The sequence below is a fragment of the Streptomyces dysideae genome, assembly GCF_001514305.1.
GTDB classification, from domain to species: Bacteria; Actinomycetota; Actinomycetes; order Streptomycetales; family Streptomycetaceae; genus Streptomyces; species Streptomyces dysideae.
On record NZ_KQ949077.1, the window covers coordinates 318,525 to 344,772 of the forward strand.

At 69.4% G+C, this 26,248-nt stretch carries 28 protein-coding genes; 17 read left to right on the top strand and 11 right to left on the bottom strand.

The annotated features are described in order from the left end of the window. Positions 1–513: 513 nt before the first annotated feature. The 3 genes from AQJ91_RS07820 to AQJ91_RS07830 are packed head-to-tail and all read left to right on the top strand — an operon-like array spanning position 514 to position 2,577. The gene (locus AQJ91_RS07820; protein WP_067017787.1) at positions 514–759 is read left to right on the top strand and encodes a hypothetical protein; all 246 of its coding nucleotides are present in this window, start codon (positions 514–516) and stop codon (positions 757–759) included. Further along, a complete protein-coding gene (locus AQJ91_RS07825) occupies positions 756–1,070 on the top strand; it encodes a hypothetical protein (RefSeq protein ID WP_067017789.1) in 315 nt (104 codons plus the stop codon). The genes AQJ91_RS07820 and AQJ91_RS07825 overlap by 4 nt, the downstream gene beginning before the upstream one ends. A gap of 16 nt (positions 1,071–1,086) precedes the next feature. Further along, on the top strand, positions 1,087–2,577 hold the full coding sequence (locus AQJ91_RS07830) for an AAA family ATPase (RefSeq protein ID WP_067017791.1): 1,491 nt from the start codon (positions 1,087–1,089) through the stop codon (positions 2,575–2,577). A 300-nt stretch (positions 2,578–2,877) separates the two neighbouring features. Here AQJ91_RS07830 and AQJ91_RS07835 read toward each other — a convergent pair whose 3' ends face one another. Genes AQJ91_RS07835 through AQJ91_RS07845 form a run of 4 tightly spaced genes read right to left on the bottom strand, consistent with a single transcriptional unit; the run spans position 2,878 to position 4,121 of the window. Next, positions 2,878–3,399, bottom strand: coding sequence for a YcxB family protein (locus tag AQJ91_RS07835; RefSeq protein ID WP_067017793.1), 522 nt, complete (start codon positions 3,397–3,399; stop codon positions 2,878–2,880). A 40-nt stretch (positions 3,400–3,439) separates the two neighbouring features. After that, positions 3,440–3,601 (bottom strand): hypothetical protein, encoded by a 162-nt coding sequence (locus AQJ91_RS53410; protein WP_159054504.1) that lies wholly within the window; start codon positions 3,599–3,601, stop codon positions 3,440–3,442. After that, positions 3,598–3,873: a DUF7848 domain-containing protein gene (locus AQJ91_RS07840; RefSeq protein ID WP_067017795.1), complete on the bottom strand. Its 276-nt coding sequence runs from the start codon at positions 3,871–3,873 to the stop codon at positions 3,598–3,600. The genes AQJ91_RS53410 and AQJ91_RS07840 overlap by 4 nt, the downstream gene beginning before the upstream one ends. Continuing rightward, positions 3,870–4,121 carry a hypothetical protein gene (locus tag AQJ91_RS07845; protein ID WP_067017797.1) on the bottom strand — a complete coding sequence of 84 codons (252 nt, stop codon included), beginning with the start codon at positions 4,119–4,121 and terminating at the stop codon, positions 3,870–3,872. Before AQJ91_RS07845 ends, AQJ91_RS07840 begins: the two co-directional genes overlap by 4 nt. 184 nt (positions 4,122–4,305) lie before the next feature. Here AQJ91_RS07845 and AQJ91_RS07850 point away from each other — a divergent pair, with 184 nt between their 5' ends. From AQJ91_RS07850 to AQJ91_RS07860, 3 genes are all read left to right on the top strand, one after another. Continuing rightward, positions 4,306–5,148 carry a helix-turn-helix domain-containing protein gene (locus tag AQJ91_RS07850; protein WP_067018056.1) on the top strand — a complete coding sequence of 281 codons (843 nt, stop codon included), beginning with the start codon at positions 4,306–4,308 and terminating at the stop codon, positions 5,146–5,148. Beyond that, entirely contained in the window at positions 5,130–5,339 is a 210-nt protein-coding gene (locus AQJ91_RS07855) for a DUF397 domain-containing protein (RefSeq protein WP_067017799.1), read from the top strand. Before AQJ91_RS07850 ends, AQJ91_RS07855 begins: the two co-directional genes overlap by 19 nt. Positions 5,340–5,504: 165 nt before the next feature. After that, on the top strand, positions 5,505–7,949 hold the full coding sequence (locus tag AQJ91_RS07860; RefSeq protein WP_159054505.1) for a FlgD immunoglobulin-like domain containing protein: 2,445 nt from the start codon (positions 5,505–5,507) through the stop codon (positions 7,947–7,949). Between the two features lie 1,440 nt (positions 7,950–9,389). Here the strand turns inward: AQJ91_RS07860 and AQJ91_RS48930 are convergent. Continuing rightward, positions 9,390–9,884 carry a DUF1877 family protein gene (locus tag AQJ91_RS48930; protein WP_079084754.1) on the bottom strand — a complete coding sequence of 165 codons (495 nt, stop codon included), beginning with the start codon at positions 9,882–9,884 and terminating at the stop codon, positions 9,390–9,392. 340 nt (positions 9,885–10,224) lie between these two features. Further along, on the bottom strand, positions 10,225–10,635 hold the full coding sequence (locus AQJ91_RS53415) for a hypothetical protein (protein WP_159054507.1): 411 nt from the start codon (positions 10,633–10,635) through the stop codon (positions 10,225–10,227). A gap of 111 nt (positions 10,636–10,746) precedes the next feature. Here AQJ91_RS53415 and AQJ91_RS07875 point away from each other — a divergent pair, with 111 nt between their 5' ends. The 5 genes from AQJ91_RS07875 to AQJ91_RS07900 all read left to right on the top strand — a co-directional run bounded on the left by AQJ91_RS07875 (position 10,747) and on the right by AQJ91_RS07900 (position 16,931). Beyond that, a complete protein-coding gene (locus AQJ91_RS07875) occupies positions 10,747–12,000 on the top strand; it encodes an IS256 family transposase (RefSeq protein ID WP_079084755.1) in 1,254 nt (417 codons plus the stop codon). A gap of 46 nt (positions 12,001–12,046) precedes the next feature. Then, a complete protein-coding gene (locus tag AQJ91_RS07880) occupies positions 12,047–12,421 on the top strand; it encodes a YybH family protein (protein WP_067017807.1) in 375 nt (124 codons plus the stop codon). Between the two features lie 213 nt (positions 12,422–12,634). After that, positions 12,635–13,192: a hypothetical protein gene (locus tag AQJ91_RS55265; protein WP_234381885.1), complete on the top strand. Its 558-nt coding sequence runs from the start codon at positions 12,635–12,637 to the stop codon at positions 13,190–13,192. A gap of 239 nt (positions 13,193–13,431) precedes the next feature. Continuing rightward, the gene (locus tag AQJ91_RS55270) at positions 13,432–13,782 is read left to right on the top strand and encodes a hypothetical protein (protein ID WP_234381887.1); all 351 of its coding nucleotides are present in this window, start codon (positions 13,432–13,434) and stop codon (positions 13,780–13,782) included. A gap of 401 nt (positions 13,783–14,183) precedes the next feature. Next, positions 14,184–16,931: an FG-GAP-like repeat-containing protein gene (locus AQJ91_RS07900; RefSeq protein ID WP_067017813.1), complete on the top strand. Its 2,748-nt coding sequence runs from the start codon at positions 14,184–14,186 to the stop codon at positions 16,929–16,931. 95 nt (positions 16,932–17,026) lie between these two features. Here the strand turns inward: AQJ91_RS07900 and AQJ91_RS07905 are convergent, their stop codons facing one another. Further along, positions 17,027–17,371, bottom strand: a complete 345-nt coding sequence (locus tag AQJ91_RS07905) for a hypothetical protein (RefSeq protein WP_407696828.1) — start codon at positions 17,369–17,371, stop codon at positions 17,027–17,029. Positions 17,372–17,588: 217 nt separating this feature from the next. On the opposite strand from AQJ91_RS07905, the gene AQJ91_RS07910 reads away from it, so the two are divergent. Further along, positions 17,589–18,077, top strand: coding sequence for a DUF1877 family protein (locus AQJ91_RS07910; protein WP_324617981.1), 489 nt, complete (start codon positions 17,589–17,591; stop codon positions 18,075–18,077). Between the two features lie 93 nt (positions 18,078–18,170). On the opposite strand, the gene AQJ91_RS07915 is transcribed toward AQJ91_RS07910, so the two are convergent. From AQJ91_RS07915 to AQJ91_RS07930, 4 genes are all read right to left on the bottom strand, one after another. Further along, the gene (locus AQJ91_RS07915; protein WP_067017819.1) at positions 18,171–18,731 is read right to left on the bottom strand and encodes a hypothetical protein; all 561 of its coding nucleotides are present in this window, start codon (positions 18,729–18,731) and stop codon (positions 18,171–18,173) included. A 76-nt stretch (positions 18,732–18,807) separates the two neighbouring features. After that, positions 18,808–19,311, bottom strand: coding sequence for a hypothetical protein (locus AQJ91_RS07920; protein WP_067017821.1), 504 nt, complete (start codon positions 19,309–19,311; stop codon positions 18,808–18,810). An 89-nt stretch (positions 19,312–19,400) separates the two neighbouring features. Next, the gene (locus tag AQJ91_RS07925; RefSeq protein WP_067017823.1) at positions 19,401–20,084 is read right to left on the bottom strand and encodes a DUF4328 domain-containing protein; all 684 of its coding nucleotides are present in this window, start codon (positions 20,082–20,084) and stop codon (positions 19,401–19,403) included. Between the two features lie 116 nt (positions 20,085–20,200). Beyond that, entirely contained in the window at positions 20,201–21,778 is a 1,578-nt protein-coding gene (locus tag AQJ91_RS07930; RefSeq protein WP_107122376.1) for a beta-N-acetylhexosaminidase, read from the bottom strand. Between the two features lie 257 nt (positions 21,779–22,035). On the opposite strand from AQJ91_RS07930, the gene AQJ91_RS07935 reads away from it, so the two are divergent. From AQJ91_RS07935 to AQJ91_RS07955, 5 genes are all read left to right on the top strand, one after another. Next, on the top strand, positions 22,036–22,611 hold the full coding sequence (locus AQJ91_RS07935; protein ID WP_067017826.1) for a 2-oxo-4-hydroxy-4-carboxy-5-ureidoimidazoline decarboxylase: 576 nt from the start codon (positions 22,036–22,038) through the stop codon (positions 22,609–22,611). Positions 22,612–22,802: 191 nt separating this feature from the next. After that, a complete protein-coding gene (sdhC, locus tag AQJ91_RS07940) occupies positions 22,803–23,183 on the top strand; it encodes a succinate dehydrogenase, cytochrome b556 subunit (protein ID WP_079084756.1) in 381 nt (126 codons plus the stop codon). Between the two features lie 8 nt (positions 23,184–23,191). Then, positions 23,192–23,686: a succinate dehydrogenase hydrophobic membrane anchor subunit gene (locus tag AQJ91_RS07945; protein WP_067017830.1), complete on the top strand. Its 495-nt coding sequence runs from the start codon at positions 23,192–23,194 to the stop codon at positions 23,684–23,686. 23 nt (positions 23,687–23,709) lie between these two features. Then, positions 23,710–25,464, top strand: a complete 1,755-nt coding sequence (gene sdhA / locus AQJ91_RS07950; protein WP_067017832.1) for a succinate dehydrogenase flavoprotein subunit — start codon at positions 23,710–23,712, stop codon at positions 25,462–25,464. Next, positions 25,464–26,243 (top strand): succinate dehydrogenase iron-sulfur subunit, encoded by a 780-nt coding sequence (locus tag AQJ91_RS07955; RefSeq protein WP_067017834.1) that lies wholly within the window; start codon positions 25,464–25,466, stop codon positions 26,241–26,243. The genes sdhA and AQJ91_RS07955 overlap by 1 nt, the downstream gene beginning before the upstream one ends. Positions 26,244–26,248: the final 5 nt, after the last annotated feature.

Genomic DNA, 26,248 nt, shown 5'->3' on the forward strand with positions numbered 1-26,248 from the left:
CCCCTTCGCTCGGTCGGCGGGAGACCTGCTTCCGGGCCTCCCGGCTGACCCAGCGGATGCCACCTCGGGAGCATCACAGGTAACGGGCGTGTCTATTGCCACACAGAAAGGCCATAGAGCGCATACAACCTTTCGGCCTTTCGTACGTCTGTGACCTTGGTGCGTCCTTGAGGGAGCCGCTCTCAGATGACTCCGTCGGGACGGGGGTGCCGTCGGGGAGTTCCACGGCGGACGACACCTGATAGCCGAGTCGCGCCCCCGTCAACGAGCGGACAAGAGGCGGCATTCGGGGCCGCGGCGCGCTCACTACGGGTTGAGCCGCCAGCGAGTCCGGTCATTCGGCCGCACGGTGTCAGTACCTCTCGACAATCCCGGCGCGGGGATGCGGGCCGTTCGCGAGGGCGACGCCAGGGCCTCCTGACCCCGGGTACCGTGACACCGACCCCGTGAATGGGAGCCGCATCACCATGACCACACACGCGGCAGACTCCGGTCCTTCTGACCTCCCCCCCCATGCGCACGATCGGCGAACTCCACACTGCTCTCACCCTGGGCTACGGCTTCCCCGGCGATGCGGACGACTTCGAGGCCGAACTGGCCCGCGAGATCAACCACTCCGACCCCGCCGACCTCAATGGCGTCGTGCGTTTGGTCGAAGCGTTCCGTGGCCGGGTCGTCGCCCGCCAGGATCCCGACTTCGACACCGCTGTCGCCGCGGCCGTCGCCGAGATCCAGGCGGCCCGTGGGACCCGCCAGTGACCGACGAACCGCAGCAGGTCATCGCCGAGATCACCCAAGCGGCTCGCGCCCACTCCTCGCTCCATGACTTCGCGACCCGGGAGCCGCTGCTGAGGCTCCTGCGGGCCGGCAACGCGGAGAAGCTCGCCGTGTCCCTGGCCAACGAAATCCTGGCCCTCTGGAACCGCCCGCCGATCACCGAGACCGCCCTCGAAGGTGACCTCGGCCCCGCGCTGTGGCCATCGACGCCACCGACAAGAATGCACCCTGCCCGCGTCCTCAGGGATGCATCGTCGTTCTTAGAGATGTACTTCTTAGATATACGTCCCTAATAACCGCGAGGCATCCATGGCACGCCCGAAGCACCGCAGCCTTCCCAAGCCGTCCGCCATGTTCGACCGCGACTGGGAGTGGAGCGAACTGACCGCCTTCGCCACCGGCGAGGGCGCGGGCCCCCGCCTCGGCGTCGTCTCGGGGCGCCGTCGGCAGGGCAAGAGTTTCCTGCTCCATGCCCTGGCCGAGGCGACCGGAGGCTTCTACTACGCCGCTCTGGAGGCATCGGCCGCCGAGTCGCTGCGTCTGCTGGGCGAGGCCATGGCCCGCTACACCGGCGCCTCCGCCCCGCCCCACCCCGCGGACTGGAGCGAGGCACTGGAACTCCTGTTTGATCTGGCAGCCGAACGGCCGGTGACCATCGTCATCGACGAGTTCCCCTACCTAGTCCACAACGACCCGGCCCTTCCCTCCCGGCTCCAGGCCATCCTCGGCGTGCGCGCGGGCCGCTACGTGAGCCGCCACCCCCGCCTGATCCTCTGCGGCAGCGCGATGTCGTTCATGGGCGGCTTGCTGTCCGGCACATCACCGCTGTACGGCCGCGCGGGCCTCGACCTCGTGGTGCATTCACTCGGTTATCGCGAGGCGGCCCGGTTCTGGAACATCAGCGACCCGCGGCTCGCCGTCCTCACGCACTCCGTGGTCGGCGGAACCCCCGCCTACCGCCGCGAGTTCGTCGACGACGACGTCCCGGACGGGCTCGACGACTTCGACGAATGGGTATGCCGTACGGTCCTCAACCCGGCCCGCCCGCTGCACGGCGAGGCCGACTTCCTGCTCGCCGCCGAGCCCGACGTACGCGACCGCTCGCTCTACCACTCGGCCCTCGCCGCGGTCGCCACCGGCAACCGCACCAGCGGCGGCATCGCGAGCGCGGTCGGCCGTAAGGCCACGGACATCTCCCAGCCGCTCACCGTACTCAAGCGCTGCGGTCTCCTCACCGCCGAGCCGGACGCCTTCCGCGGCAACCGCAGCGCCTACCGCATCGCCGAACCGCTGATCGCCTTCCACCACGCCGTCGTACGCCCCAGCCAGACCCTGCTGACCCGCAGCAGCGGGGCCGCCACGGTCTGGGAACGGGCCCAAGACACCTTCCTCAGCCAGGTCGTCGGCCCTCACTTCGAGCGCCTGTGCAGGGAGTGGGTCTCCTGGCACGCGAACCCGGAGACCTTCGGCGGGCTGCCGATCGACGTCACGGCGGGCAGCGTCCCCGATCCCGCCGCCCGCACCTCGCACGAGGTCGACGTCGTCGTACGCGGCGCGGTCGGCCAGGACCAGGGAATCCTGCTGTCGATCGGCGAAGCCAAGTGGAACAAGGTCATGGACGTACGCCATCTCGAACGGCTCCGCCACATCCTCGACCTGCTGACCGCCCGCGGCATCGACACCACCCACACCCGCCCCGCCTGCTACAGCGGCGTCGGCTTCACCCCGGCCCTGCAGGCGGCGGAAGCCCGCGACGAGGTGATCCTGGTCGACCTGCAACGGCTGTACGGCGGGGCCTAGCCGCACGGCGCAGGAGCAACCCCGTTCGTGGTGGAGGAGAGATACGCCGCGTGGTCGTCGGCGTTCATCTTCTTCGCCACATCCTGCGCCAGGTTGCCGTGGCGTCGTAGGTATAGGTGTGTGAGGAGACCAGGGTGCCGTTGGGCTTCTTCTCGGTCTGGGTCTTGGCCGTCCCGTCCAGGTCGAGGACCGCCTCATGTCCGTACGAGGCGGCTCATGAGGCAGCGGTCACGTTCACCGTGCAACTTCCGCACACTCGCGGTCACTTCGAGTGACGGCGATGCGGTTGCGGTCCTTCGCTCAGACGCGGGGCAGATGGCGACTCACGAGGGCCCGCAGCCGCTCCGCGTCCTGCGGAGAGCGCAGCCCGCGCTTGGGTAGCACCTCCACGAGCAGGATGTTCGGGTCGCGGCTGAGCAGCACCACGTGGTCGCGGGTCTCGCGGTAACCGCGGAAGACCGACCAGCGCTGTTCGAGCATCACGTGAGCGGTCTCGGTCGCGATCCCCGTCTCGCTCACGGAGGTGCGGTACTCGCCCTGCCAGGAGACTGTGCGCAGCGCGTGGTGGGCCTGGAGGTGGGGGATCGACCAGATCCAGGCGGCGCAGAAGACGGCGGTCACGAGAGAGAACGCGGAGCTTTCCGGTGAGGTCACCACCAGCACGGCGCCAGCCCCGAACAGCCCCGTGAAGCCCCACCGGAGCAGGTGGAGGCGCCGACGGCGCTCACGCAGCCGGACGCCCGCGAGGATGTCGGCGCGCGTCGGCTGGTAGACCAGCTCGGCCGTGTCCTGTCTTCCGTCCCGCCCCGTGTCCACGACCATGAAACGGGATCGTACCGCCGGCTCGCCGGGGACCGGGTCCTCACAGATAGAGCTGCTGCTCGCAGTCCCGGCAGTGCGTCTTGCCGTCACGCTTCTCGATCTGCCGGTGCTCGCACACCTCGGAACCGGCCGTCACCTCTTCTCGATCTTCCCGGCCTCCCCGGTCTTCCCGCTCGGCAGAGCCGTGGTGGACGACGGTCACACCGTGCCCCCGCTCCCGCTCAGCAACGCGGCCAGTTCTGCCGGAGGCCGCATCACGGCATAGTCGCCGAAGTTCCGCCGGTAGCGCAGGTGCCGGGTCTCCTGCGCGTGCCGACGCTGCCACTCCTCGACGGGCCCGGGATGGCGGTACGTACCGGACTGCGCGCCGCACTCGGTCTCGTCGCCGGACACGCAGCGGGCCTCGTACTCGGGCTCGGCGGTGCGGTCCTGCTCGATGGTGAACGGGACGTAGCGGAACACGCGCCGGGTCACCGCGCCGCTCCCCTCTCGGTTCCCTTCTCGGTTGCCTTCTCGATGACGGCCGCCAACTCCCGTGCGAGGGGCGGGGAACAGCGTCCCAGCTCGATGAGAGGGCGGGGCTTCGCGTCGGCGTAGGTGTTCGGGTCCAGCCTCAGTGACGGGAGTCTGAGCCCGGCGCGTTCGAGGGCGGACGCGAGGGTGTCCCTGACCTCCTCGGCTTCTCTGATCGCGTCGGCCGCCGTCCGGTGCTCCGTCGTCATGGGTCCGCTCCTTCCGCCGTTTCCCCACACGGGGTGAACTGCCTGGATTACGCTGCGTGTTCTGGTCATTACGAGCATGACCCGGGAGCGGGACCGGAACGCCGTGGACGAGTTCTCCTTCGCCGCCGCACGGCGTACTTCCACACCTGCCACGGCCTTCTTCAAGGGACGACGGAGGAGCGCGATGCCGCCGAGAAGGGTGATCACGGGACGCAGCCAGGAGCCCCGCCGGCGGTACGCGGAGGAACTCCGGCGACTGCGCACGGCCAGGGGCGAGAGCCTGCGTGAGCTGGCCAAGGTGGTGGGCTGGGACCCCTCACTGTTCGGCAAGTTGGAGAGCGGGGCGACACTGGGGAGCCCAGAGGTCGCCGAGGCACTGGACCAGCACTACGGGACGCCGGGGTTGTTGTTGGCGTTGTGGGAGCTGGCGGTGGGGGATCCCAACCAGTTCAAGGAGCGGTACCAGCAGTACATGGCACTGGAGGCCGAGGCGGTGAGCCTGTGGCACTACTCCGTGAGCGCGCCGCCGGGTCTGCTCCAGACGGCCGGGTACGCACGCGAGGCACTCGCGGCGGGCGGCCTCAGAGGCCGGGACCTCGACCAGCAGGTCGAGGCGCGCATCGGACGCCAGGGACTGCTGGAAGGGGACGATCCGCCGACGTTCCGCGTCATCCTCTCCGAGACTGTGCTCCGCACACGACTGCGCGACCCGCAGGAGTGGCGGGGGCAGCTGGAGTATCTGGCGGAGGCGGCGGAGCGCCCGAACATCACGCTCCACGTGCTGCCGTTCAGCGCCGGTCCACACGGCCTGATGAACACCGCCACGATGTTCCTCCGCCTGCTGGACAGCCGTACCGTGGTCTACACCGAAAACGACGAACATGGTGAACTGATCGAGGAAAACCCCAGAGTTGAGCGTTTGCAGCGCATCTATGATGCGGTGCGTGACCTGGCCCTGTCCCCGGCCGAGTCGCGCGAATTCATCGTCCGGATGTTGGAGGAAGCCCCGTGCGAGCCATCGACCTGAGCGGTGCGACGTGGCGCAGGAGCAGCTACAGCAACACGACGGGCGGCGAGTGCGTCGAGGTCTCCGACAACCTCCCCGCCCTCGTCCCCGTCCGTGACAGCAAGGCCCCCGACGGCCCCGCACTCGTCTTCGAGGCCGGCCCCTGGTCGTCGTTCGTCACCGCCGTCAAGGACGGCGGACTCCCCGCCTGAGCTCACGCACGTCCGGTTTGGCCACTCGCAACCGTTTCGCACACCTGATCGATTCCCGTCTGTCTGCTGTGTTAGGTTGCGGCGCCTTTTGGAGGGCTGTTCCGCGTCGACCCCCGTGTGTCCGCGTCGAACGGCCCCCTCTGCCAAGCCTGTTGGAGGTGCTCCGTGGCCCCACGCCACAAGCCGAACCGAAGACGACCGATCGTGCGCGGCGGCCTTGCCGTCGGCCTGGCCCTCGCGGCCGCCGGCGGTACCCTGCCCTTCCTCCTGTCGGACGCACATGCCGAGACCCCCTCGCTGACGATCCCGGCTCCGAACCGCTTCAAGCCGGTCGCCAACCCCGTGTACGGCGCGGGACCCGGCGGCATCGTGGAGCGCACGGAGGTCAAAGACCAGAGCGCGCTCGGCTACTACCGATGGACCCCGGACGGCGGTACCCCGGTCGACCTGCCCGCCTCGTCCCCGTACGACGACGTCAACTCGATCGACGGAGGGGGAGGGAGCCACGTCTCCGTCACCAGTGGGGACGTCGTGGCGATCTACGACTCCCCGAACCATGTGCAGCTGAAGGACATGAAGTCCGGCACCACCACCAAGTACACGCTCCCCGACGGCCACTTCTACCGTGGCGTCTTCGGCTCCGCCGTGCTCACCGCCACCCGGGACGCGACCGGCAACAAGAACGTCCTGCACGTGCTGCACATGGCGGACGGACAACTCGCCGACACTCTCGTCACCGGGCTGAACGGCTGGGTCGCGGAGGACGCCATGACGCTCGGCGGCGACGACCGTTCGGCGGCGATCTGGTACGCGCACCCCGACGGCACCCGCGGTGTCGGTCTGCTGGACCTGGCGACGGCCGCGGTCACCCCGGTGTTTCCGGGCACCACCGGCGCGAACGCGCAGGTCGTGTTCTCCGACGCGTACGTCGCCTGGTACTCGCCCGAGGGCGGCAACACCACGGCCCGTGTGCTCCCCCGCGCCACTTTGGAGGTGGCCGACACCAAGGTCGAGCTCGGTTCCGGTGAGGGCACCCCGCGGCTCGCGCTCGTCGGTGAGTGGCTGCTGACCACGCGTCAGTCGGCGCAGAGCGCGGGCGACTTCCTGGTCCGCCAGGGCGCTCCACTCACCGCCCTGCCGATCGCCGGTGGCGAGCCCAGGACGCTGCTGGAGCACGCCGGCTGGCGTGTGGCGCAGGTCCCGGGCGGCGGCGTGGCCGTCACCGGCGGCGCCTCGGCCGGGGACTGGGCGGTGCGCCGGGTCTCCGTCGGCGACGACGGAGCGCCCGTGCTGCGTACGGTGCGCGAGGTGGCGCCCAAGGAGGGCAAGCTCACGAAGCTGTCGCTCACGGCCGGGCACCTGGTCACGGCCGAGTCCGACACCACGTACCTGCCGGCGCTCTTCCAGCAGCAACTCACCCTCGGCGCCGCCCCGTCGGCGGGCGAGCGGTCGCTGCTCGCACGGCCGGACGCGCAGACCACCGGCGAGGCGGCACAGCGCGTCTACGACTCCCGCCAGCCGGTCGGCACCGGAGACGGCCGTACCGTCGTCGCCACCACGGACGCGGACGGCGCCCAGGTGCTCGTCGTGCTGACGGCGGACGGCACGAGGACCGTCGTACCCGCCGTGGACCCGCAGACCGGCGAGAAGATGCCGACGGGCTCCGAACACTCCTCGGCCGTGCGCTCAGCCTCCGGCCGCTATGTGGTGTTCGGCGACAGCGGGCGCGGTCCGGAGGACCGGCAGTACGTAGTCGACCTGGACGCGTCCGGCGGGCCGAAGGTGGTCCGGGTCCGCCAGGGCCAGGGCGGACTCGCGGTGTGGGGCACCAAGCTGTGGATGCCGAGCGACTCGGACGACGGCACGCTCCAGGCCGTCGACCTCAAGTCCGGCGAGACGACGGCCACGGACCCGATCACCGACAACGGCTGTCAGCCGCAGCAGCTGCAGACGGCCGGGCCCTGGGTGTACTGGGACTGCTATCCCTCGGGGTCGGTCAGCTCCGGCCACGGCGTCTACAACACGCAGACCCGGCAGTCGTCGTGGGCTCCGCGCGGCACCCTCGGCGACGGCTATGTGGTGGCGTACGACGGGAACCGGGGCCAGCTCAATCTGACCCCGATCGGGGACGCACCGCGCACCATCGATGCCTTCACGTCCCAGTACGCGTACCCGATCGTGGAGGCCGACCGTTTCGGCGGCGCGGTCGCGTACGCGAAGGAGAAGAGCAGCCAGATCACCGCGGTCAACTCGGGCGTCGCCACCTCCCAGGTGGTCGGGATCGAGTCACAGGTCGAACAGTCCGTGAACCTCACGTCCGTCACCGACGCCCTGTGGGACGCGGACTGGCAGCTGTCCAAGCCCGTCATCGACGCCCAGGTGACGGTCCGGAACAAGACCGGGCGCACGGTGTTCACGGGTTCGGCCAAGGAGTACGCCGCCGCCGTGTCGTTCTCATGGGACGGCCGGACCGGCGACGGCCGGTACGTCAACGACGGCACCTACACCTGGGAGCTCACCGGCACACCCGCGGACGGCAGCGGCGGCGCCCTGAAGGTTACGGGCACGGTCGCGTTCAGCGGCGGCCAGGGCACGCGTACCAGGAGCTGAACAGTGGTGCCGGCGCAGGTCGTGCCCCCGGTGAGGAAACGCTGGGGCCGGGGGCGTGACCTGCGTCAGCGTCTTGTGCCCGCCTCAGGGAGGATCAAGTGACGGAACCGGTCGGGCTCGTGCGCGTGGCGAGCCGATGAACACCAGCAGTCCCGCGACGGAGGCCGTCACCTGCCGCCGCTGTTCTGGTCCAGCTTCAGCTTGGCGTCCTCGCTCTGCTTGAGGCTGTAGGACCCGAGGCTGACCCAGGTGCCGGTGTTGGCCGTCTGGTCCTTCGTCACCGAAGGTTCGGTCCGTCGTGCCGTGCGTGAGGGTGTACGCGGATTGGTGGACTGAAGGAGACCGAAGCGGCTCGTCGGATGAGGGGGACGCCCCCCGGTGGGACCTTTACGGCCAAGCCGGAGGCGGCACGTCGCTGACCGCTCCTTACCTCTGTCCGATCATCCGCTTGGCCGGTGTGGGCCGGACCGAAGCCCGGCCCACACCGGTCACGTCAACCGAAGGACATGCCCGCGAACGGATCCGGTCCACCAGTCCACGGGTCCAGGCCCTGTTCGAGGCGGCGCCGTTCCTCCGCCTCGTCGAGGTAGAGGGGGTCTTCGAAGTTGAGCGGTGCGCGGACGCCGGGCGCCGACTGGTAAGCCGCGAGGATGTGACAGTTTCCGCGGGAGTGTCACATCCCCGGCTTACGAGGGCCCTGGGGGCGGACGCCGACCAACAGGGGCGCACCGCTCAAGTTCGAAGACCCGGTAGAGGGCGGAGCCCGTGCCCCAGAACGAGCGGTCTCCGAGGGGACAGTGGTCGAAGTCCGCCCGCAACACGCGCACCAGGAACTCGACCACCCCGCGTCGTAGCGACGCCACAGGTTGTCGTTCCGCTTGTACACGAGCAGGGGCCAACTGTCCGGGTCATCACCCGAGGCGTCCCAGCACAGGATGTCGGCCGCGCAGGAGACCCCCCACGCGATCAGTACCGGATCCAGGCCGGCCGCCTCGGGGGCCTTCGGCGTTGAGCGTCTCGTGGATCATGCCGCCGTAAGGCGAGGCAGGGGGCTCCTCTTTGTTCTCGGGTGCCAGGATGGCCAGGCAGTCCTCGACCCCACCTGCTCCGTAGGAGTCGATGAACCGACGGTAGTCGGACGGGAACCGCTTCGCCCACGACTGTTCCACGCGGGCCCAGTCCACCAAGGCATCGCTCTCTGCCATGCGAGGCATGAGGTGCTGGGGCGTTCCCCACGCAGGCATGCTGCTGTCTCCTCCGGTGGGAACCTGTCGCCCTGTGTTCGCCGGGTCGGGCAGTCGGCGCATCTCCGGGAACAGGTGCTCTCGGGCGACCGCGAGCCACCGAGGCAGCCGAGGGGGCGGCGCACCGAGGTCCGCCCCGATCGGGGCCCGCCGTGCCGTCGACGGCCTCCTGGCTGAGCCGGCGTGCTGCTGAACGTCACTCCATGTAGATCCGCTTCACGACCACCTGCCCGGCGGCGGCCGCGAGGCCGTAGAAACGCTTGAGGTTCTCCGCGCCCCTGATGATTCCTTCGATCACCCAGCCGGGCAGCGAGCCGGCGTTCTGCCACGTCAGCTCTTCCCGATTGGACTCGATCAGCCGAGGGACGTCGATCTGTGCCAGGAAATCCGCCGCCGCCCGGACGCCGTCCTGAGGCAGGAGCACGATCGCGTCCGGCGGAGTGCCCACATGCCCGAGAAGAATCCCGCCCATGACGGGCACATCGCTGATCGGACCGTAACCGCTACCCCGGCACCTGAATGTCATCTCAACCGCTCGCCACTCCTCAGCGAGGTCGCAGAGAATTCCCTCGGCACATTCCTTCTCGTAGACCGAAGTGTCCAGAGTTGCTTCGAACCCTGACTCAAGGGCGCCCAGACCTTCATCCACGCCGGAGGGATCAATTCGCCGCATACACACAGAAAATCCCATGGCTCCGCCTCTTACTCTCCGTCTCACCCGAGTTGTCACGGACCAGCTTCACCGCGTCCGCACGTCGGTGAGCCTGCACACCGCGTACGAGGTGACCTTGATTCCATACTGCTCACCCAGGAGACGATCTTCCGGAACGCGGCCAGCTGGGCAGGAACGGGCATTCCACCTTCGCCGCGACCGAGACCGGGCTGAACTCCCGGTCGACGAACACCCGGCAGATCAACTCCGCAGTGGACACGTCGAACCGGTGCCAGTCGGCCCTACTCTGCGCGAAAGGATCCTTCTCCGGGAGGCCTGAGGGCAGAACAGGTGTCCACCTGCACCGTCATCGACTCTTTCAGGGCAGGAGACCGCGTCTCATATCGGCCCACCGGGTGAAGAGTTCAATGAACGGATCGTCTTCGTCGATCCTGGAGAGCAGATCCTGAAGTTTCTCCCGAGGGTAGTCGTCAACCATGAGCAGCAACTCCGACTTGAGTGCCCCGCGACGACGAATCGACGGCGTTTCCGGAGACTGGATAGCCGCGAGAAGGTTCTCCCGGACGAGCAGTTGGCGGATCCTCGGAACCTCGGCCACCAACGCTTCGCCAAGTACCTTTCCCACCTCGGCGCGGTTCCTGTCGCCAAAGGCCCATCTCGTACGGAAGACACCCGATGAAGCAGGGTCATGAGCCGCCGAATCCGGCGGCATCAAAGAGTAGGACGCCAGGGCTCCCGATTCCTTGACCTCGGGAAGAGCAATGCTCAAGGCCTGTGGATCGGCCTCGGGTTGGACGCGAAAGGGCGTACCTTCCCGAGTGATCGATTGATGGTCACCGAGTAGACCCGCGGTGCGAACGCGGGTCGGGAAGGCACGCCCGTGCTCAGCGTAGTCAATGAAGACGGCACCACCGAGGCCGGTTCCCTGATCGACGAGATCGTCCGTGAGGGCGCTCGGCGGATGCTGGCCGCCGCCCCGGAGGCCGAGGTCGACCAGTACATAGCCGAACTCGCCGGCCAGCGCGAGGAGCAGGGCCGTCGGCTGGTGGTCCGTAACGGACGCCACCGGCCCCGGACGGTGACGACGGCAGCCGGGCCGGTCGAGGTCACGGCCCCGCGTGTGAACGACAAGCGGGTCGACGAGGCGACCGGTGAGCGCAAGCGGTTCTCTTCGAAGATCCTCGCCCCGTGGTGCCGGAAGTCCCCGAAGATCAGCGAGGTCCTGCCGCTGCTCCACCTCCACGGCCTGTCCTCCGGCGACTTCGTGCCCGCGATGGAACAGTTCCTGGGCTCCGCGGCCGGGCTGTCGCCAGCGACCGTGACGCGGCTGACGAAGCAGTGGACCGCAGATCACGCCGAGTTTCAGCGCCGTGACCTGGCCGAATCCGACTACGTCTATGCCTGGGCCGACGGCGTGCACCCCAAGATCCGGCTGTCCCAGACGCACTCCTGCCTCCTGGTCCTGATGGGCGTCCGCGTGGACGGCACCAAGAAACTCATCGCGATCGCCGAGGGCCTGCGGGAGTCCACCGAGTCCTGGGCCGACCTGCTGCGGGACTGCCGCCGACGCGGCATGCGCGACCCGATGCTCGTCGTCGGCGACGGCGCGATGGGCCTGTGGAGGGCGCTGGCGGAGGTGTTTCCGCAGGCCAGGCACCAGAGGTGCTGGGTTCACAAGACCCGCAATGTCATGAACGCGCTGCCGAAGTCCGCGCAGCCCGGAGCGAAGAAGGCCCTCCAGGAGATCTACAACGCCGAGGACCGCACCCACGCCGAGAAGGCGATCACCGCGTTCGACAAGGCGTACGGGGCGAAGTGGCCCAAGGCCGTGAAGAAGGTCACCGGCGAGGTCGACGAGCTGCTGGCGTTCTACGACTTCCCCGCCCAGCACTGGGTCCATCTGAGGACGACGAATCCGATCGAGTCGACCTTCAGCACCGTGAAGCTTCGAACCAAGGTCACCCGCGGGGCCGACAGCCCGGCTGCGGCCCTGGCGATGGTCTTCAAGTTGGTGGAGTCCGCCCAGGACCGCTGGCGTGCGATCACCGCACCCCACCTCGTCGTGCTCGTCCGAACCGGTGCCAGGTTCGAAAACGGCATCCTCGTCGAGCAAGAAGAGGCCACGGCCGCCTGACAGCCCCTGTGCGTCGCACTGCGTCAAGGGAGAAGAGGACCAGTCCATGCCCGAACCCACCGCCCCGCTCACCGAGTTCATCCGCGCCTACGAGCAGGCCACCAACAGCCACGACATCCCCCAACTCGTCCCACTGATCGCCCCCGAGGCCGTCTACTGGTTCTCCGATGGATCGCACCGCGGCCGCGAAGCCGTCCTCGCCGCCATTGCCGAGACCTTCGCCACCATCCGCGACGAGATCTACGAGATCAACGACCTGGAATGGATCACTTACAGCGACGACCACGCGGTATGCCGCTACCAGTTCACCTGGACCGGAACCGTCGACGGCCAGCTGCGGTCAGGCAGCGGCCGGGGCACCAACGTGCTCGTCAACAACGCCGGAACCTGGCAGATGCTTCACGAACACCTCAGCGCATAACCGGACGGCAGCACTGATCCATAAGTCTTGACAATTACTCGTGGGGTCGGCTGTGTCGGGCTTGTCGATGCCGGTGAACTCGGCGTCGTCGGCCTTGCCGTAGGCGGTGTAGCCGTATGTCGCCTTGGTGTTGCCGGTGTCGTCGGTGAGGGTTTCGACGTCGGTGTGGCTGTTGTAGCCGTAGTAGCTGTCCTCCGTCGTGCCATCGCTGTTGTGCTTGATCTGCGACAGCCGCTCGCCCCACGGGCTGTACTGGTACGACTTGGTCAGCTCGCCGGAGACCTCTTCGTTCAGTACCTCGCTGTTCAGACCGAGGTAGTTGAACGTGGTGGTCTTGCCGTCCGCGGATTCGGCGACCGCGCCGGCCTGCTCGCTGCCGGCGTCGTACTGGCCGCCTGCGGTGGCCTCGTCCTCTACGGCGTGCTCGACTCGGGCGAGGACGAGAAGAAGCCGGAAAACCGCACTCCCACCGCCGCGGTGACATACGAGGTGACCGGCGAGGGCACCACCGACATCACCTACCTGGCCCGCAGCACCTCCGGAGAGGCCATCGTCGTCAAGGCGGCCACCCTGCCCTGGCGCAAGACCGTCGACGTTCCGCTCGGCGACGAGCCGACCGTCAGCATCATCCTCGGCGAGAAGGGCGGTCAGGCCCGCTGCACCCTCGCCATCCGCGGCAAGCACGTCCAAAGCGCCACGGCCACCGGCACCTTCGGCCGCGCCACCTGCGCCGGCACCCTGCCCGAGCGGGCGGACACGACCGAGGGCTGATGCTCAGCCGGAATCGGGTGTTTGCTCCTATCACCCTCTTTTTCACCGGACTTGACGTCGGCCCGGCCACGTAACCACAACCCCGGCCCGGTTGCACATGACCTCCTCCAGGCCGTGCGGCGTACGCCCGCGCGGTCCCTCCGTCATGCCGTGACGCCCACCCACTTCGTCGCCGCGCCCACATCCGTGGACCGTTCCCGACACGCCCCCGACAGGCCCCCCTTCGTAAGGAGTTCAGCGTGCAGGTCTTCCCCCGCCAGGCCCCTGATCAATGCCGCCGTCGTAAGTGTTCTGGCGGTGACGTCCGCCTGCGGTGGGCAGGACGACCGGCAGTCGGCGGCCGACTCGGTCGAGGCCTCGCCCGCATCCGACGCCACTCCGAAGGAGACCGGCACCGCGGCGAGCGGCGCGGGCGCGGCGCGGCCACCGCTCCCGACCTCCCTGTACCGGTCGAGGTCGGCGACGCCACCCGGCTGATCACCGTCAAGGCCAGCGGCTCCTACGCCACCGTCACCGTCTGGGCCAAGGAATCCTCCGGCTGGAAGGCGCAGTTCAGCGCGAGCGCGGGCCGGGTCGGCCCAACGGCGTGACCGACGGGGCGACCCGGCAGCAGAGCCCGTACACCCTCCCCTCCGGCAATCACCGAGGGCTTCGGCCACGAGGTCGGCGGCACCGCCATGCCGTACCACGTGGTCACCGACGACGACTGGGGGTGCAGGACCCCGAGTCGAAGCTCTACAACCCCCTGCACGGCGAGCAGGGCGCGGACTTCCCGCTCACCGAGTCCGGCGACCGCGGCAACACCGTCCGCCCACCCGCGGATCGCCATCGACTGACCAGCCGACGTGATCTACGTCACCACACGTCGCCGAGCAGTGACGTTTGCTCAGTGCAAAACGCTGGGTGAAGCGGGCCCTCCGTGTGACGGATGTGCCGCACGTGACTTTCTTCTTCTCTGGCCGTGCACGGCCTTCTTTGGGGTGGATTCGTCTTGAGTCGTCGTACCCGACGTACGCGTCGTACGTCGCACGCGTACAGACCGCTGAACCTGAAGCGCAGAGCCTGGCTGACGCTCGGCGCCGTCGTCCTGGGAGGTGGGGGCCTCGCGACGTACGCCCTGGCCGGACCCTCCGAGGACGAGCCCGGCGCGACCGGCCGGGACAAGCGGCCGGTGAAGGTCTACGACCTCGCACTGAAGGGCAGCGGCAGCCGGGAGCGGGAGCTGCCGCGCACCGGCACCGAGCAGTTCTCCCTGCTGGGCGTCTCGTGGACCGGGGCCACGAAGAGGCTCGACGGCACCGCGCAGGTGCGCACCCGCAGCATCGACACCGGCGAGTGGAGCAACTGGCGGAACCTGGACCTGGAAGAGGGCCTGGCCGAGCACGTCGAGCCGGGCATGCGCGGCGCCGCCGAGCCCATCTGGGTCGGCCCGTCCGACGGTGTCGAGGTCCAGGTCGTCGCCGCGGACGGCGCCGCCAGTGCCGGGCTGCCCAAGGGGCTCCAGGTCAACCTGGTGGACCCGGGCGTGGTGACCTCCGCCGAGACCAAGTCGGTGGGCACCGAGTTCGAGCCGGCCGCGTTCGCCGCCGAGACCGGCCCCGCCGCCACGCCCACCGACGCGGCCACCCCGACGGGCACGGTCACTCCCACGGACACCACGACCGGGTCGCCCACACCGGACCCGAGCGCGACGCCCACGGACACCGCGTCGCCCACCGGCTCCGCGACCCCGACGGACCCGGCCACTGCGTCCCCGTCCCCGACGGAGACCGTGCCGACCGCCCCGCCGTCCACCGTCACCCGGCCGCCGATCACCAGCCGGGCGCAGTGGGGCGCGGACGAGTCGAAGGTCGACGACCCACCGGCGTACAACGACAAGGTGCAAGCCGTTTTCGTGCACCACACCGTCGGCTCCAACAGCTACAGCTGCGCCCAGTCGGCGTCGCTGGTGCGCGGCATCATGGCGTACCACGTCGACGTCAACGGCTGGAACGACCTCGGCTACAACTTCCTGGTCGACAAGTGCGGCCAGGTCTTCGAGGGCCGCGCGGGCGGCGCCGACCTGCCGGTGCAGGGCGCGCACACCTACGGCTTCAACAGCTACTCCGCCGGCATCGCCGTCCTCGGCGACTACCAGGGCGACTCCGCCAAGGGCATAGCGGCGGCCCGGCCGACCCGGGCAACGCTGGAGTCGGTGGCCCGTGTCGCCGCCTGGAAGCTGGGCCAGTACGGCGGCAACCCGACCGGCACGGTCACGCTGACCGCCGGGGGCAACACCGGGGTGTGGGACAAGGGCGAGCAGGCCACCCTCAACACCATCTCCGGCCACCGCGACGCGTACGCCACCGAGTGCCCCGGCGCCACCATGTACGCCAAGCTCGGTGAGATCCGCCGGTTCGCCGCGAGCGCCGGCCGGAACTCCGCGATCCCGACCGCCGACTTCAACCGCGACGGCGTCAACGACCTGGTCGCGGGCACGCCCCGGGCGCTGAGCGGCGGCGGCACGCTGACCGTCGTACCGGGCGGCACGGACGGGCCGGTGGCGTCGGCCAAGCGCACCCTCACCCAGAACAGCCCCGGTGTCCCCGGCGGCCACGAGTCCGGCGACAACTTCGGCGCCGCCACCGCCTGGGGCGACGTCAACGGCGACGGCCACGCCGACCTGGCGATCGGCTCGCCCGGCGAGGACGACACCAGCGGGCATGCCAATCGCGGCGCGGTCACCGTGCTGTACGGCCCGGGTCTGGACTCCGGTTTCTCGTACACCACGTCGGGTGTGACCAGCACCGGCGCCAAGCTGGGCACGGCCGTCACCGTCGGCGACTTCAACGCCGATGGCAAGGCCGACGTCTTCTCCGCGGGCACCGGCAACAGCGGCAGCTGGAACGCCCGTCTGACCGGCGGCGCCACCCGGTACGGCAAGCTCACCAGCGCCACCGGCTCCCTCGCCGCCCTCGACGCCGCCACCGGCGACTTCAACCGGGACGGTTACGCGGACGTGGCCCTCAACTACCGCGACCAGTCCGGCGCCGGCCGGGTCACCTGGTTCAAGGGCAGCTCGTCCGGCCTGGTCAAGGTGAGCGTCCTGTCCGTCAAGGGCGGCCGCTCCATCGCCGTGGGCGACGTCAACGGCAACGGCTACGACGACATCGCCATCGGCCAGCCGTACACCGCCGAGTCCGGCGCCTTCAAGGGCGGCCAGGTCACCGTGGTCCCGGGCACCTCGACCGGCTTCACCACCACCGGCATGCGCACCGTCCACCAGGACACCAGCGGCGTCCCGGGCACCGCCGAGGCCGGCGACGCCGTGGGTGCCTCCGTATCCGTCGGTGACTACAACGACGACGGCTACGCGGACGTCCTGGCCGGCCTGCCGGGCGAGGACATCACCCGCGGCGGTGTCAGCCGGTCCAACGCGGGCATGGCCCTGCTGTTCAAGGGCACCTCGTCGGGCCTGACCGGCTCCGGGGCCCAGTGGTTCAGCCAGGACCGCAGCGGCATCGCCGGGGTGACCGAGTCGAACGACAGGTTCGGTTCCGCCGTGGTCCTGCAGGACCTCTCCGGCTGGGGCCGCGCCGACCTCGCCATCGGCGTGGAGGGCGAGGACACCTACGACGGCGTCATCCTCCAGCTGGACAGCGGCAGCTCCGGCATCGACACCAGCGGCGGCGTCTACTACAACCGGGGCGCCCTGGGCACCCCCGTCGACGCCCGCCTGGGCCAGACCCTGACGCCGTAACCGCTCGACGGCGTCCCACGACGGCCGGGGCCCCTCCACTGCGGGGCCCCGGCCACTTCTCCTTCTCAGGCCTTCTCAGGCCTTCTGATGCCTTCTCAACGCATCCCGCTCACCGCATCCCGGCACAGCAACCGCAGCGACCCGTCCCCGGCGAAGCACCGCCGCGCCTCGTCGATCGGGTCCCACAGTCGCCCGTCGGGCGTGCGGACCCAGTGGTCGCCGCCGGTCGCCCACCACTCGGCGCCGGTCTGCCGGACGATCACCTCGCCGGCGTAGGCGCCGAGTCCGCGCAGCACGCTGTCCACGGCGGCGTACGGCGTCCCCTCACGGCGCAGGTCGTCGATCATCCGGTCCACGCGCCACAGGCTCTGCGCCGAGTAGTCGAGGCGCAGCCGCGCCCCCTCCCGCATCGTCGCCACCGCGTCCGCCGCCCACCGCATCGGCTTCACCGCAGCTGAGGGCCTGATTTCCTGCTGAGTCGTCACAACCGGAAGAGCGCCCCGGAACCGCGTTTCGTCACCCGGATCCGGCGGTTGCCCCGGACCGGTGCAGGACCAACTCACCTCCACCGCACGACAGTCACAGGACTCCCCCACCAGCGAGGTTTACCCAGGAGTGACGCTTCGCCCCTCCCGTGCGCTCCTCTCACTGATGAGCATGTACTTCCATCTCCGCGCGGTGCCGCCCCCGGCCCTGCGCAACAGTGCGAACTGGTTCCAACGACTGTTCGACGACGACTGGGACACCGTGCGGGAGCGGATCGGCCGGCACCGGGAGGAGGTGCTGGACAAGCGGTACCTCGACCACGAGCTGCTCTACTCCGGCATCCCCCCGAACCACGCGCCGGACGGCCCGCCCTGCCAGGTGGTCCTGGGCGGCCGCCCGGTGTTCCACCCCGATGCTGCCCAGCCGCCGTTCCTGCTGCTGACCGCGGCCCACACGGCCCGGGTCGCCGCGTATCTCACGTCGGCCGACTTCGACGACCTGTGGGAGCACGCGCGCGAAAGGCTGCTGCGGCCGTACGGCGATCCGGACACGGAGCCCGAAGTGCGGGGCGCCTTCGCGGCGACCCACCGGGACCTGACCGCGTTCTACGCGCAGACGGCCCGGTACGGCGACGCGGTGGTCAAGTGGCTGATCCTCTGAGCCAAGTGGCTGGTCCTCCGAGTGGTCAAGTGGCTGATCCTCTGAGCCGGACCGCTGAAACCCCGCCCGAAAGCCCCACGCCCGCCCGAAGACTCAGCGCCGTTGCCGGGTGCGCCGCGACACCACCGCCCGCAGCACCCGCCGCCCCTCCGTGGACACCTCCAGCGCCCGGCGCAGCCCGCCCGCGCCATGCCCGGCGAGCAGCTCAAGCACCGTGATCTGGCGCCGCAGTTCGGCGGCGACGAGCGGCGACATGCCCTCCGTACGGCCCTCGCGGGGCGCGTCGACCGAGGACGCGCCGCGCGCGATGGGGTCGAGCATCCGGTGGATCTGCAGCGCGGCGACGGAGCAGGCGTCGGCCCACAGCCGTATCTCGGCGGCGGACCGGTCGGCCGGGGCGGCGGCCAGCATCCGCCCGGCGAGCAGCGTCGCCTCGTCCGGGCCGGCACCCTCCGGTCCCGCGCCGTCGAGCTTGCCGCGGGCCTGCGCCAGCAGCTCGCCCCAGTCACCGCCGCCGTCGGCGAGGCTCGCCCACAGCGGCCGCAGGATCTCGTCGTCACCGCCCAGCAGGGGCACACACCGATCCAAACAAGCCAACCCGCTGGCGGCCAGTCCGCGTTCGTCGGCCTGAGCGATCAGTTCCACCAGGCTCATCCACGCCTCCCACGCCAAGCGGTCTTCCCTTACGGAACCCGTACTTCCCCTTACTGCGTGCGACGGCCCGCGAGTGTCACAGGGGCACGACGCCGAGCCGGTCCAGCAGTCGGAAGAAGAGGTTTTCGGCCACTGGATCAGGATCCGCAGTGATTACGTCGAACAGCACGTCGGCGTTCACCTCGTGCCCGGCTTCCGCCGCCCAGGCGACGGCACGCTCGGCGGCGTCGCGGGGCTCCAGGAAGTAGTCCTCCAGGGTCAGCCCCTCCTGCCCGGCGCCGAGGTGTCCGGCCATGGCGGCCCGCGCCAGACAGGTCGTCCACGCCCCGCTCTCCGGTCCCGCCGCCTCCACCACGACACAGTCACTGTCCATGACGTATCCGAAGAGCGCGGGCGCCCCGGTCTCCAGGGCCAGCGCGTTCATGCTCCCGACGTCCCCGTCACCGCTCGGGTACTCCCAGACCGGCCACCCGCCGGGCGCCCGGGCCCGCAGGGTCATGTCCCTCGCGCCCGACAGCGCCTCCAGCTCCGTCAGCGCCCGCTCCCCGCGGCCCACCACGAAGTACCCCCAGTAGCCCATTCCGGTTCCCCCCGGCTGCTCGGTTCGGCTCCGGCCGAATACACCACAGTCGTACGACAGTTCGCAGCCGGATGGAACAATCCGGCGTTTCAGGCGGGCGCGGGGGCAGAGCCGGCCAGAGCCTTCTCGTGCTGCATCCGCGTCAGCCGCAGCACGACGACGATGGCGAACGCGGCGGCCACGATGTCGATGACGTCCGAGAAAATCACCTGCTGCACGGCGTCGCGGATCTCCTCGGCGGTCTCGGCCTTGCGGTACGCGGTGAGCGCGGCCCGCCCGGAGACCAGCGAGATGACCCAGAACGTCCACCACGTGTTGACCAGCCCCTGCGGCCGGGGCGCATCCCAAGGACTGCTGGCGTCCCAGATGTCCAGGGTGATCCGGCGCGGGAACCAGAGGTTCACGATCGGAGTGAACCAGCCGCCGATCGCCCAGCCACGCTTCTTGCTGTGCCCGTGGGGGTTGAACACCTCGGCGTTGACCCGCACCCGGTGGAACCAGCACAGGAAGAGGACGGCGCTCGTGAGCAGCGCGACCGTCTGGACGACGCCGGCCGCGGAATAGAGCAGGTCCGCGCGCTCGGCCCGCTCGTCGAAGACGGCACCGCTCGCCAGGTCGCCCGCCACGTCGTACATGACGACGTCCGCCCAGACCGCGAACAGGTCGGTGGCGATGACCAGTGCGAGCCCGCTGACGGCGGCCCACCCGAGCCCGATCGGCGACCGCAGCCAGGCGGCCGGTGCGATGAAGTGGTCATGATGATTGTCGATCATGGCGAGGCGTCCCCCCGAGTCCTGAACATGGAGCGCCGCGCCCGGCTCTCCCCAGAACCTCACGCACGGCATGCGGAACATACGGTTCACCAGCGCCGTACGTCCACTCCTCACCGTCAGCCCAGCCGGTCGGCCATCGCCTTGAAGTCCGTCCAGGACAGCGCGGGCCGGTCCGCGTCCCACAGCTTCTGGACCAGCGCACGCAACGGCATCCGGATCCCCGCCGCGACCTGCGCCTGCGTCTGCGCGTTCGCGAGATCGCACCACACGGCGAAGGACCCGCCGAGAATCTGGCCGTCGTACTTCGTCGGCACCGCCTGTGTGCCCCGCAGCACCCGCGGCGTCCACTGCTCGTAGATCCGCTGCCCCGTCGGATAGACGAAGGTCTGCGGCTGCCCGAGCACGTAGTAGAGGAACTCGTCGTTGTAGTTGACCAGCTTCCGCCCCGCACTCAGATACTCGACCGGCTGCCGCGCCCCGATCTCCTTGCCGGTCCAGTACGCGACCTGGATCGCCTCGTCCGCTTGCACGGACCCGCCCCGGAAGAACCCGTCGTTCCACGCCCGTACGGTCCGGTCATGGGCCCGCACCGTGTCGGCTCGGTCGTTGAGCCACCCGGTGGCGAGGTCGGCGACGGTCGCCCCGGAGCCGTACGCCTCCCCGGCCGCACGCGCGAGCTGCGGATAGGAGGCCTCGGGGTTGGCGACGACCAGCGCCTGGTACTCGTCACCGCCGAGATGCCACTGCCCGGGAAACAGCCCGGCGTACTCGTTCAGCAGATCGTCGACGATGGCGGCGGACTCGTCCTTGGAGATGTCGATCGCACCGCGGGTGGCCACACCCGACGCGTTGCGCAGTTGCAGATCGGGATGCGCGGCGATGACCGCCCCCAGATGCCCCGGCGAGTCGATCTCGGGCACCACGGTGATGTGCCGACCGGCGGCCAGCTCGACGATCTTCTCGACCTGCGCCTTGGTCAGATGCTGCTGCGACACCACCTCGGGATGGGAGTCGGACTCGATCCGGAACCCCTGGTCGTCGGAGAAGTGCAGCCCCAGCTGGTTGAACTTCAGGTCGCCCAGCTCCCGGACCCGGTCCTCGATCCAGTCGGCGGTGAAGTGCTTGCGCGCGATGTCCAGCATGAACCCGCGCACCGGCTTGCCGGGATCATCCCGCACGACACCCTCCGGGGCGGTGCGGCCGCCGTGCACCTCCTGCTTGAGCGTGCGGGTGCCATAGAAGACGCCGGCGTCCCCCGGACCGCTGATGTGCACCCGCCCATCGCGCACGGTCATGGTGTACGACTCCGGATCCGCGCCCTCGTCCTCGCTCAGGGCCAGCCGCACGTCCCCGGCCCGCACGTCGTCCTTCTCCCCGCCGTACGCCAGCCCCAGCTCACCGGCGATGAGCCGCCCCTCGTCGGCGAGCTCCGCGTCACTGACGACCACCCGCTCACCACGGGCCGGACGCCAGCCGGGACCACGGGCAGGGGAATGGGAACGCACCGCGGGAATGGTCCGCGGCGTCTCGGACAGCGGGTAGGAACGGGTCGGGCTGGGACTCGGTGTCTTCCGCGGCGCGGAGGCGGTAGCGGACTCGGAGGTACTGCCGGACGGCTGCCGCTGCGCCGACCCCGCGGGCCCGGCGCCGTCACCCGTGGCCCACAGCCCGAGGCCCACCCCGGCCGCGACCATCACGACAACCGCCGCGACGATCAGCACCCACGTCCGCTGCAGCGCGCTCTTCGCCGGCACCCGGCGCCCGTGTCGGCTCACGCCGCCGACCCAGGTCCTGGGGCCACCCGACCCGGCGCAGACGCCACCCGGAAGCGTCCACCACACATCCTGAAACTCTCCCGTTCGGATGAAATTCGGGCATCGGTCCGACGCACCACGCCCACTCTCGATAGCGTGACGCCACACCTCCCACAGCTTCCCCTGTCGAAACCCACGTGACGCCCACACACCTTCCTGGCCGAGTCGCCATACCGTCGCTGCCCGAGCAGACCCTCACACCACCGTCTCCGAACGCACTGGAGACGTTCAACTCCACCACCCCCGAAGAGGCCCAGCACCTTCTCCTCGCCTGCCTCCGCAGCCTCCGCTGGGCCCGCCGAGTCGCCGACCACCGCCCCTACCCCACCATGGACGCCCTCCTGGCCGCGTCCGACGAGGCGGCATACGACCTGCCGCCGGGGGACCTGACGGAGGCCCTGGCAGGAGAGACGACGGCTGTACTGCCGGCGGGCACATACTCCGCGGCACACATGGCACTGGACGCCGCGAATGCCGCATACGAGGCCAAGTTCGGACACGTATTCGTCATCTGCCTGGACGATTCACCCACGGAAGAGGCCCTGGACCACATCCTCGAAGGCATCCGGTCACGATTGACAAACGATCCGGAGGAGGAACGGGTAGTGGCGGCAGAAGAGCTCCGGCGCCTTGCAAGGGGACGGCTGGGTGAGTTGCTTGGGGGCGCGGGGAACGGCGCGACCAGCCACAACGGCACCGCACCCGGCACATAACAGGACACCCCACCCAGTAGCCGCCCGACCTACACCCATACGCGTGCCACTTTGATCACACCGACAGGCCCGGCGTAAGCCAAACCGCGCCGCATCGATAACATGCTGGGGGCCGGTGGACCGTACCCGGCCGGGCCCGACCGACAGCACAAGCCGGCGCGGCCCCAATCCCCGCTCCCGGAGGGACTTCCGTGCCGGCTGGAACGCTGTACCGCGGCCGGGAAGGAATGTGGTCCTGGGTGGCTCATCGAGTCACCGGCGTCCTCATCTTCTTCTTCCTGTTCGTTCACGTGCTGGACACCGCACTCGTCCGCGTCTCCCCCGAGGCCTACGACAAGGTCGTGGCCACGTACAAGACGCCGATCGTCGCGCTGCTGGAGTACGGCCTCGTCGCCGCCATCCTCTTCCACGCGCTCAATGGCCTCCGCGTCATCGCCGTCGACTTCTGGTCGAAGGGCGCGCGCTACCAGAAGCAGATGCTCTGGTCCGTCGTCGGCCTGTGGGTCGTGTTGATGCTCGGGGCGGTCTACCCCGTCCTCGGCCACGCCGCTCGTGAACTGTTCGGGAGCTGACGCCCAGCATGTCAAACAACACAGTCACCACTGAGAAGACCGCGTCCGGGATCGGCCCCGTCGAGGGCGAGTCCCTCTACGACGTCGACAACCCGGCCCCCCTCATCGAGGCCCCGCGCAAGCGCACCAAGAAGACCCCGAAGTCCACGCGGGGCAACTTCGAGATGTACGGCTGGCTGTTCATGCGGCTGTCCGGCATCGTGCTGGTCGTCCTGGTCATCGGCCACCTGCTGATCCAGCTCGTCCTCGACGGCGGCGTCTCGAAGATCGGCTTCGCCTTCGTGGCCGGCCGCTGGGCGTCCCCGTTCTGGCAGGTCTGGGACCTGCTGATGCTGTGGCTCGCCATGCTGCACGGCGCCAACGGCCTGCGCACGGTCATCAACGACTACGCGGAGCGCGCGAACACCCGGCTGTGGCTCAAGGGCCTGCTCTACACCGCCACGGTGTTCACCATCCTGCTGGGCACGCTGGTGATCTTCACCTTCGACCCGAACATCCGCTAGGCACGGGGCTGAGGTAACCACCCATGAAGATCCACAAGTACGACACCGTCATCGTCGGCGCGGGCGGCGCCGGCATGCGCGCGGCCATCGAGTCGACGAAGCGCAGCCGCACCGCCGTGCTCACCAAGCTCTACCCCACCCGCTCCCACACGGGCGCCGCGCAGGGCGGCATGGCCGCCGCGCTGGCCAACGTGGAGGAGGACAACTGGGAGTGGCACACCTTCGACACGGTCAAGGGCGGTGACTACCTGGTCGACCAGGACGCCGCCGAGATCCTGGCGAAGGAGGCCATCGACTCGGTCCTCGACCTGGAGAAGATGGGCCTGCCGTTCAACCGGACGCCGGACGGCACCATCGACCAGCGCCGCTTCGGCGGTCACAGCCGCAACCACGGTGAGGCCCCGGTCCGCCGGTCCTGCTACGCGGCCGACCGCACCGGCCACATGATCCTCCAGACGCTGTACCAGAACTGCGTCAAGGAGGGCGTGGAGTTCTTCAACGAGTTCTACGTCCTGGACCAGCTGATCACCGAGGTCGACGGCGTGAAGCGGTCGGCGGGCGTGGTCGCGTACGAACTCGCCACCGGCGAGATCCACGTCTTCCAGGCGAAGGCCGTGATCTACGCGTCCGGCGGCTGCGGCAAGTTCTTCAAGGTGACGTCGAACGCGCACACGCTGACCGGTGACGGCCAGGCGGCCGTGTACCGCCGGGGTCTGCCGCTGGAGGACATGGAGTTCTTCCAGTTCCACCCGACCGGCATCTGGCGCATGGGCATCCTGCTGACGGAGGGCGCCCGTGGTGAGGGCGGCATCCTCCGCAACAAGGACGGCGAGCGCTTCATGGAGAAGTACGCGCCGGTCATGAAGGACCTCGCGTCCCGTGACGTCGTCTCCCGCTCCATCTACACGGAGATCCGGGAAGGCCGCGGCTGCGGCCCCGAGGGCGACCACGTCTACCTCGACCTCACCCACCTCCCGCCGGAGCAGCTGGACGCCAAGCTGCCCGACATCACGGAGTTCGCCCGCACCTACCTGGGCATCGAGCCGTACACGGACCCGATCCCGATCCAGCCCACCGCGCACTACGCGATGGGCGGCATCCCGACGAACGTCGAGGGTGAGGTGCTCGCCGACAACACGACGGTCGTCCCGGGCCTGTACGCGGCCGGCGAGGTGGCCTGCGTGTCGGTGCACGGAGCCAACCGCCTCGGCACGAACTCCCTCCTGGACATCAACGTGTTCGGCCGTCGGGCGGGCATCGCGGCGGCGGAGTACTCCCAGGGCGCGGACTTCGTGGAGCTGCCGGAGAACCCGGCGGAGCTGGTGGTCTCCCAGGTGGAGCAGCTGCGCAGCTCCACGGGCACGGAGCGGGTGGCGGTCCTGCGCCGTGAGCTGCAGGAGACCATGGACGCGAACGTCATGGTGTTCCGTACCGAGCAGACGATCAAGACGGCGGTCGAGAAGCTCGCCGAGCTGCGCGAGCGCTACAAGAACGTCTCGATCCAGGACAAGGGCAAGCGGTTCAACACCGACCTCCTCGAGGCCATCGAGCTGGGCAACCTGCTCGACCTGGCCGAGGTCATGGCGGTCTCCGCGCTGGCCCGCAAGGAGTCCCGCGGCGGTCACTACCGCGAGGACTACCCGAACCGCGACGACGTCAACTTCATGCGCCACACCATGGCGTACCGCGAGGTCGGCGACGACGGCACCGAGTCCATCCGTCTCGACTACAAGCCGGTCGTCCAGACCCGCTACCAGCCGATGGAGCGTAAGTACTGATGGCAACCCCGACCCTGGACAAGGCGGACGCGGCCGGCACGCCCGAGCCCGGTTTCGCCGACTCCCCGTACATCACCGCGACCTTCCGGATCCGGCGCTTCAACTCCGAGGTCTCGGCGGAAGCGACCTGGGAAGACTTCCAGCTGGAGATCGACCCGAAGGAACGCGTCCTCGACGCCCTGCACAAGATCAAGTGGGACCAGGACGGCACGCTGACGTTCCGCCGCTCCTGTGCGCACGGCATCTGCGGCTCGGACGCGATGCGGATCAACGGCAGGAACCGCCTCGCGTGCAAGACGCTGATCAAGGACATCAACCCCGAGAAGCCGATCACGGTGGAGCCCATAAAGGGCCTCACGGTCCTGAAGGACCTGGTCGTCGACATGGAGCCGTTCTTCCAGGCGTTCCGGGACGTCATGCCCTTCCTCATCACGAAGGACACGAACGAGCCCACGCGCGAGCGTCTGCAGACCGCCGAGGACCGTGAGCGCTTCGACGACACGACGAAGTGCATCCTCTGCGCCGCCTGCACCTCCTCGTGCCCGGTCTTCTGGAACGACGGCCAGTACTTCGGCCCGGCCGCCATCGTCAACGCGCACCGCTTCATCTTCGACAGCCGCGACGAGGCCGCCGAACAGCGCCTGGAGATCCTCAACGACCGCGACGGCGTCTGGCGCTGCCGCACGACCTTCAACTGCACGGACGCGTGCCCGCGCGGCATCGAGGTCACAAAGGCAATCGCCGAAGTCAAGAAGGCCCTGATCACGCGCCGCTTCTGACGCCG

Excerpts from the sequence above, each read along its gene's own strand:
- AQJ91_RS07955 (WP_067017834.1), top strand. The coding sequence starts at position 25,464 with ATGGCAACCCCGACCCTGGACAAGGCGGACGCGGCCGGCACGCCCGAG.
- AQJ91_RS07930 (WP_107122376.1), bottom strand. The coding sequence starts at position 21,778 with ATGGTCGCGGCCGGGGTGGGCCTCGGGCTGTGGGCCACGGGTGACGGC.
- AQJ91_RS07830 (WP_067017791.1), top strand. The coding sequence starts at position 1,087 with ATGGCACGCCCGAAGCACCGCAGCCTTCCCAAGCCGTCCGCCATGTTC.
- AQJ91_RS07915 (WP_067017819.1), bottom strand. The coding sequence starts at position 18,731 with ATGAGCCTGGTGGAACTGATCGCTCAGGCCGACGAACGCGGACTGGCC.
- AQJ91_RS07925 (WP_067017823.1), bottom strand. The coding sequence starts at position 20,084 with ATGATCGACAATCATCATGACCACTTCATCGCACCGGCCGCCTGGCTG.
- AQJ91_RS07920 (WP_067017821.1), bottom strand. The coding sequence starts at position 19,311 with ATGGGCTACTGGGGGTACTTCGTGGTGGGCCGCGGGGAGCGGGCGCTG.
- AQJ91_RS07850 (WP_067018056.1), top strand. The coding sequence starts at position 4,306 with ATGCCGCCGAGAAGGGTGATCACGGGACGCAGCCAGGAGCCCCGCCGG.
- AQJ91_RS07835 (WP_067017793.1), bottom strand. The coding sequence starts at position 3,399 with ATGGTCGTGGACACGGGGCGGGACGGAAGACAGGACACGGCCGAGCTG.
- AQJ91_RS07880 (WP_067017807.1), top strand. The coding sequence starts at position 12,047 with ATGCCCGAACCCACCGCCCCGCTCACCGAGTTCATCCGCGCCTACGAG.
- sdhA (WP_067017832.1), top strand. The coding sequence starts at position 23,710 with ATGAAGATCCACAAGTACGACACCGTCATCGTCGGCGCGGGCGGCGCC.
- AQJ91_RS07905 (WP_407696828.1), bottom strand. The coding sequence starts at position 17,371 with ATGCGGTGGGCGGCGGACGCGGTGGCGACGATGCGGGAGGGGGCGCGG.
- AQJ91_RS07845 (WP_067017797.1), bottom strand. The coding sequence starts at position 4,121 with ATGACGACGGAGCACCGGACGGCGGCCGACGCGATCAGAGAAGCCGAG.
- AQJ91_RS07910 (WP_324617981.1), top strand. The coding sequence starts at position 17,589 with ATGTACTTCCATCTCCGCGCGGTGCCGCCCCCGGCCCTGCGCAACAGT.
- AQJ91_RS48930 (WP_079084754.1), bottom strand. The coding sequence starts at position 9,884 with ATGGGATTTTCTGTGTGTATGCGGCGAATTGATCCCTCCGGCGTGGAT.
- AQJ91_RS07820 (WP_067017787.1), top strand. The coding sequence starts at position 514 with ATGCGCACGATCGGCGAACTCCACACTGCTCTCACCCTGGGCTACGGC.
- AQJ91_RS07945 (WP_067017830.1), top strand. The coding sequence starts at position 23,192 with ATGTCAAACAACACAGTCACCACTGAGAAGACCGCGTCCGGGATCGGC.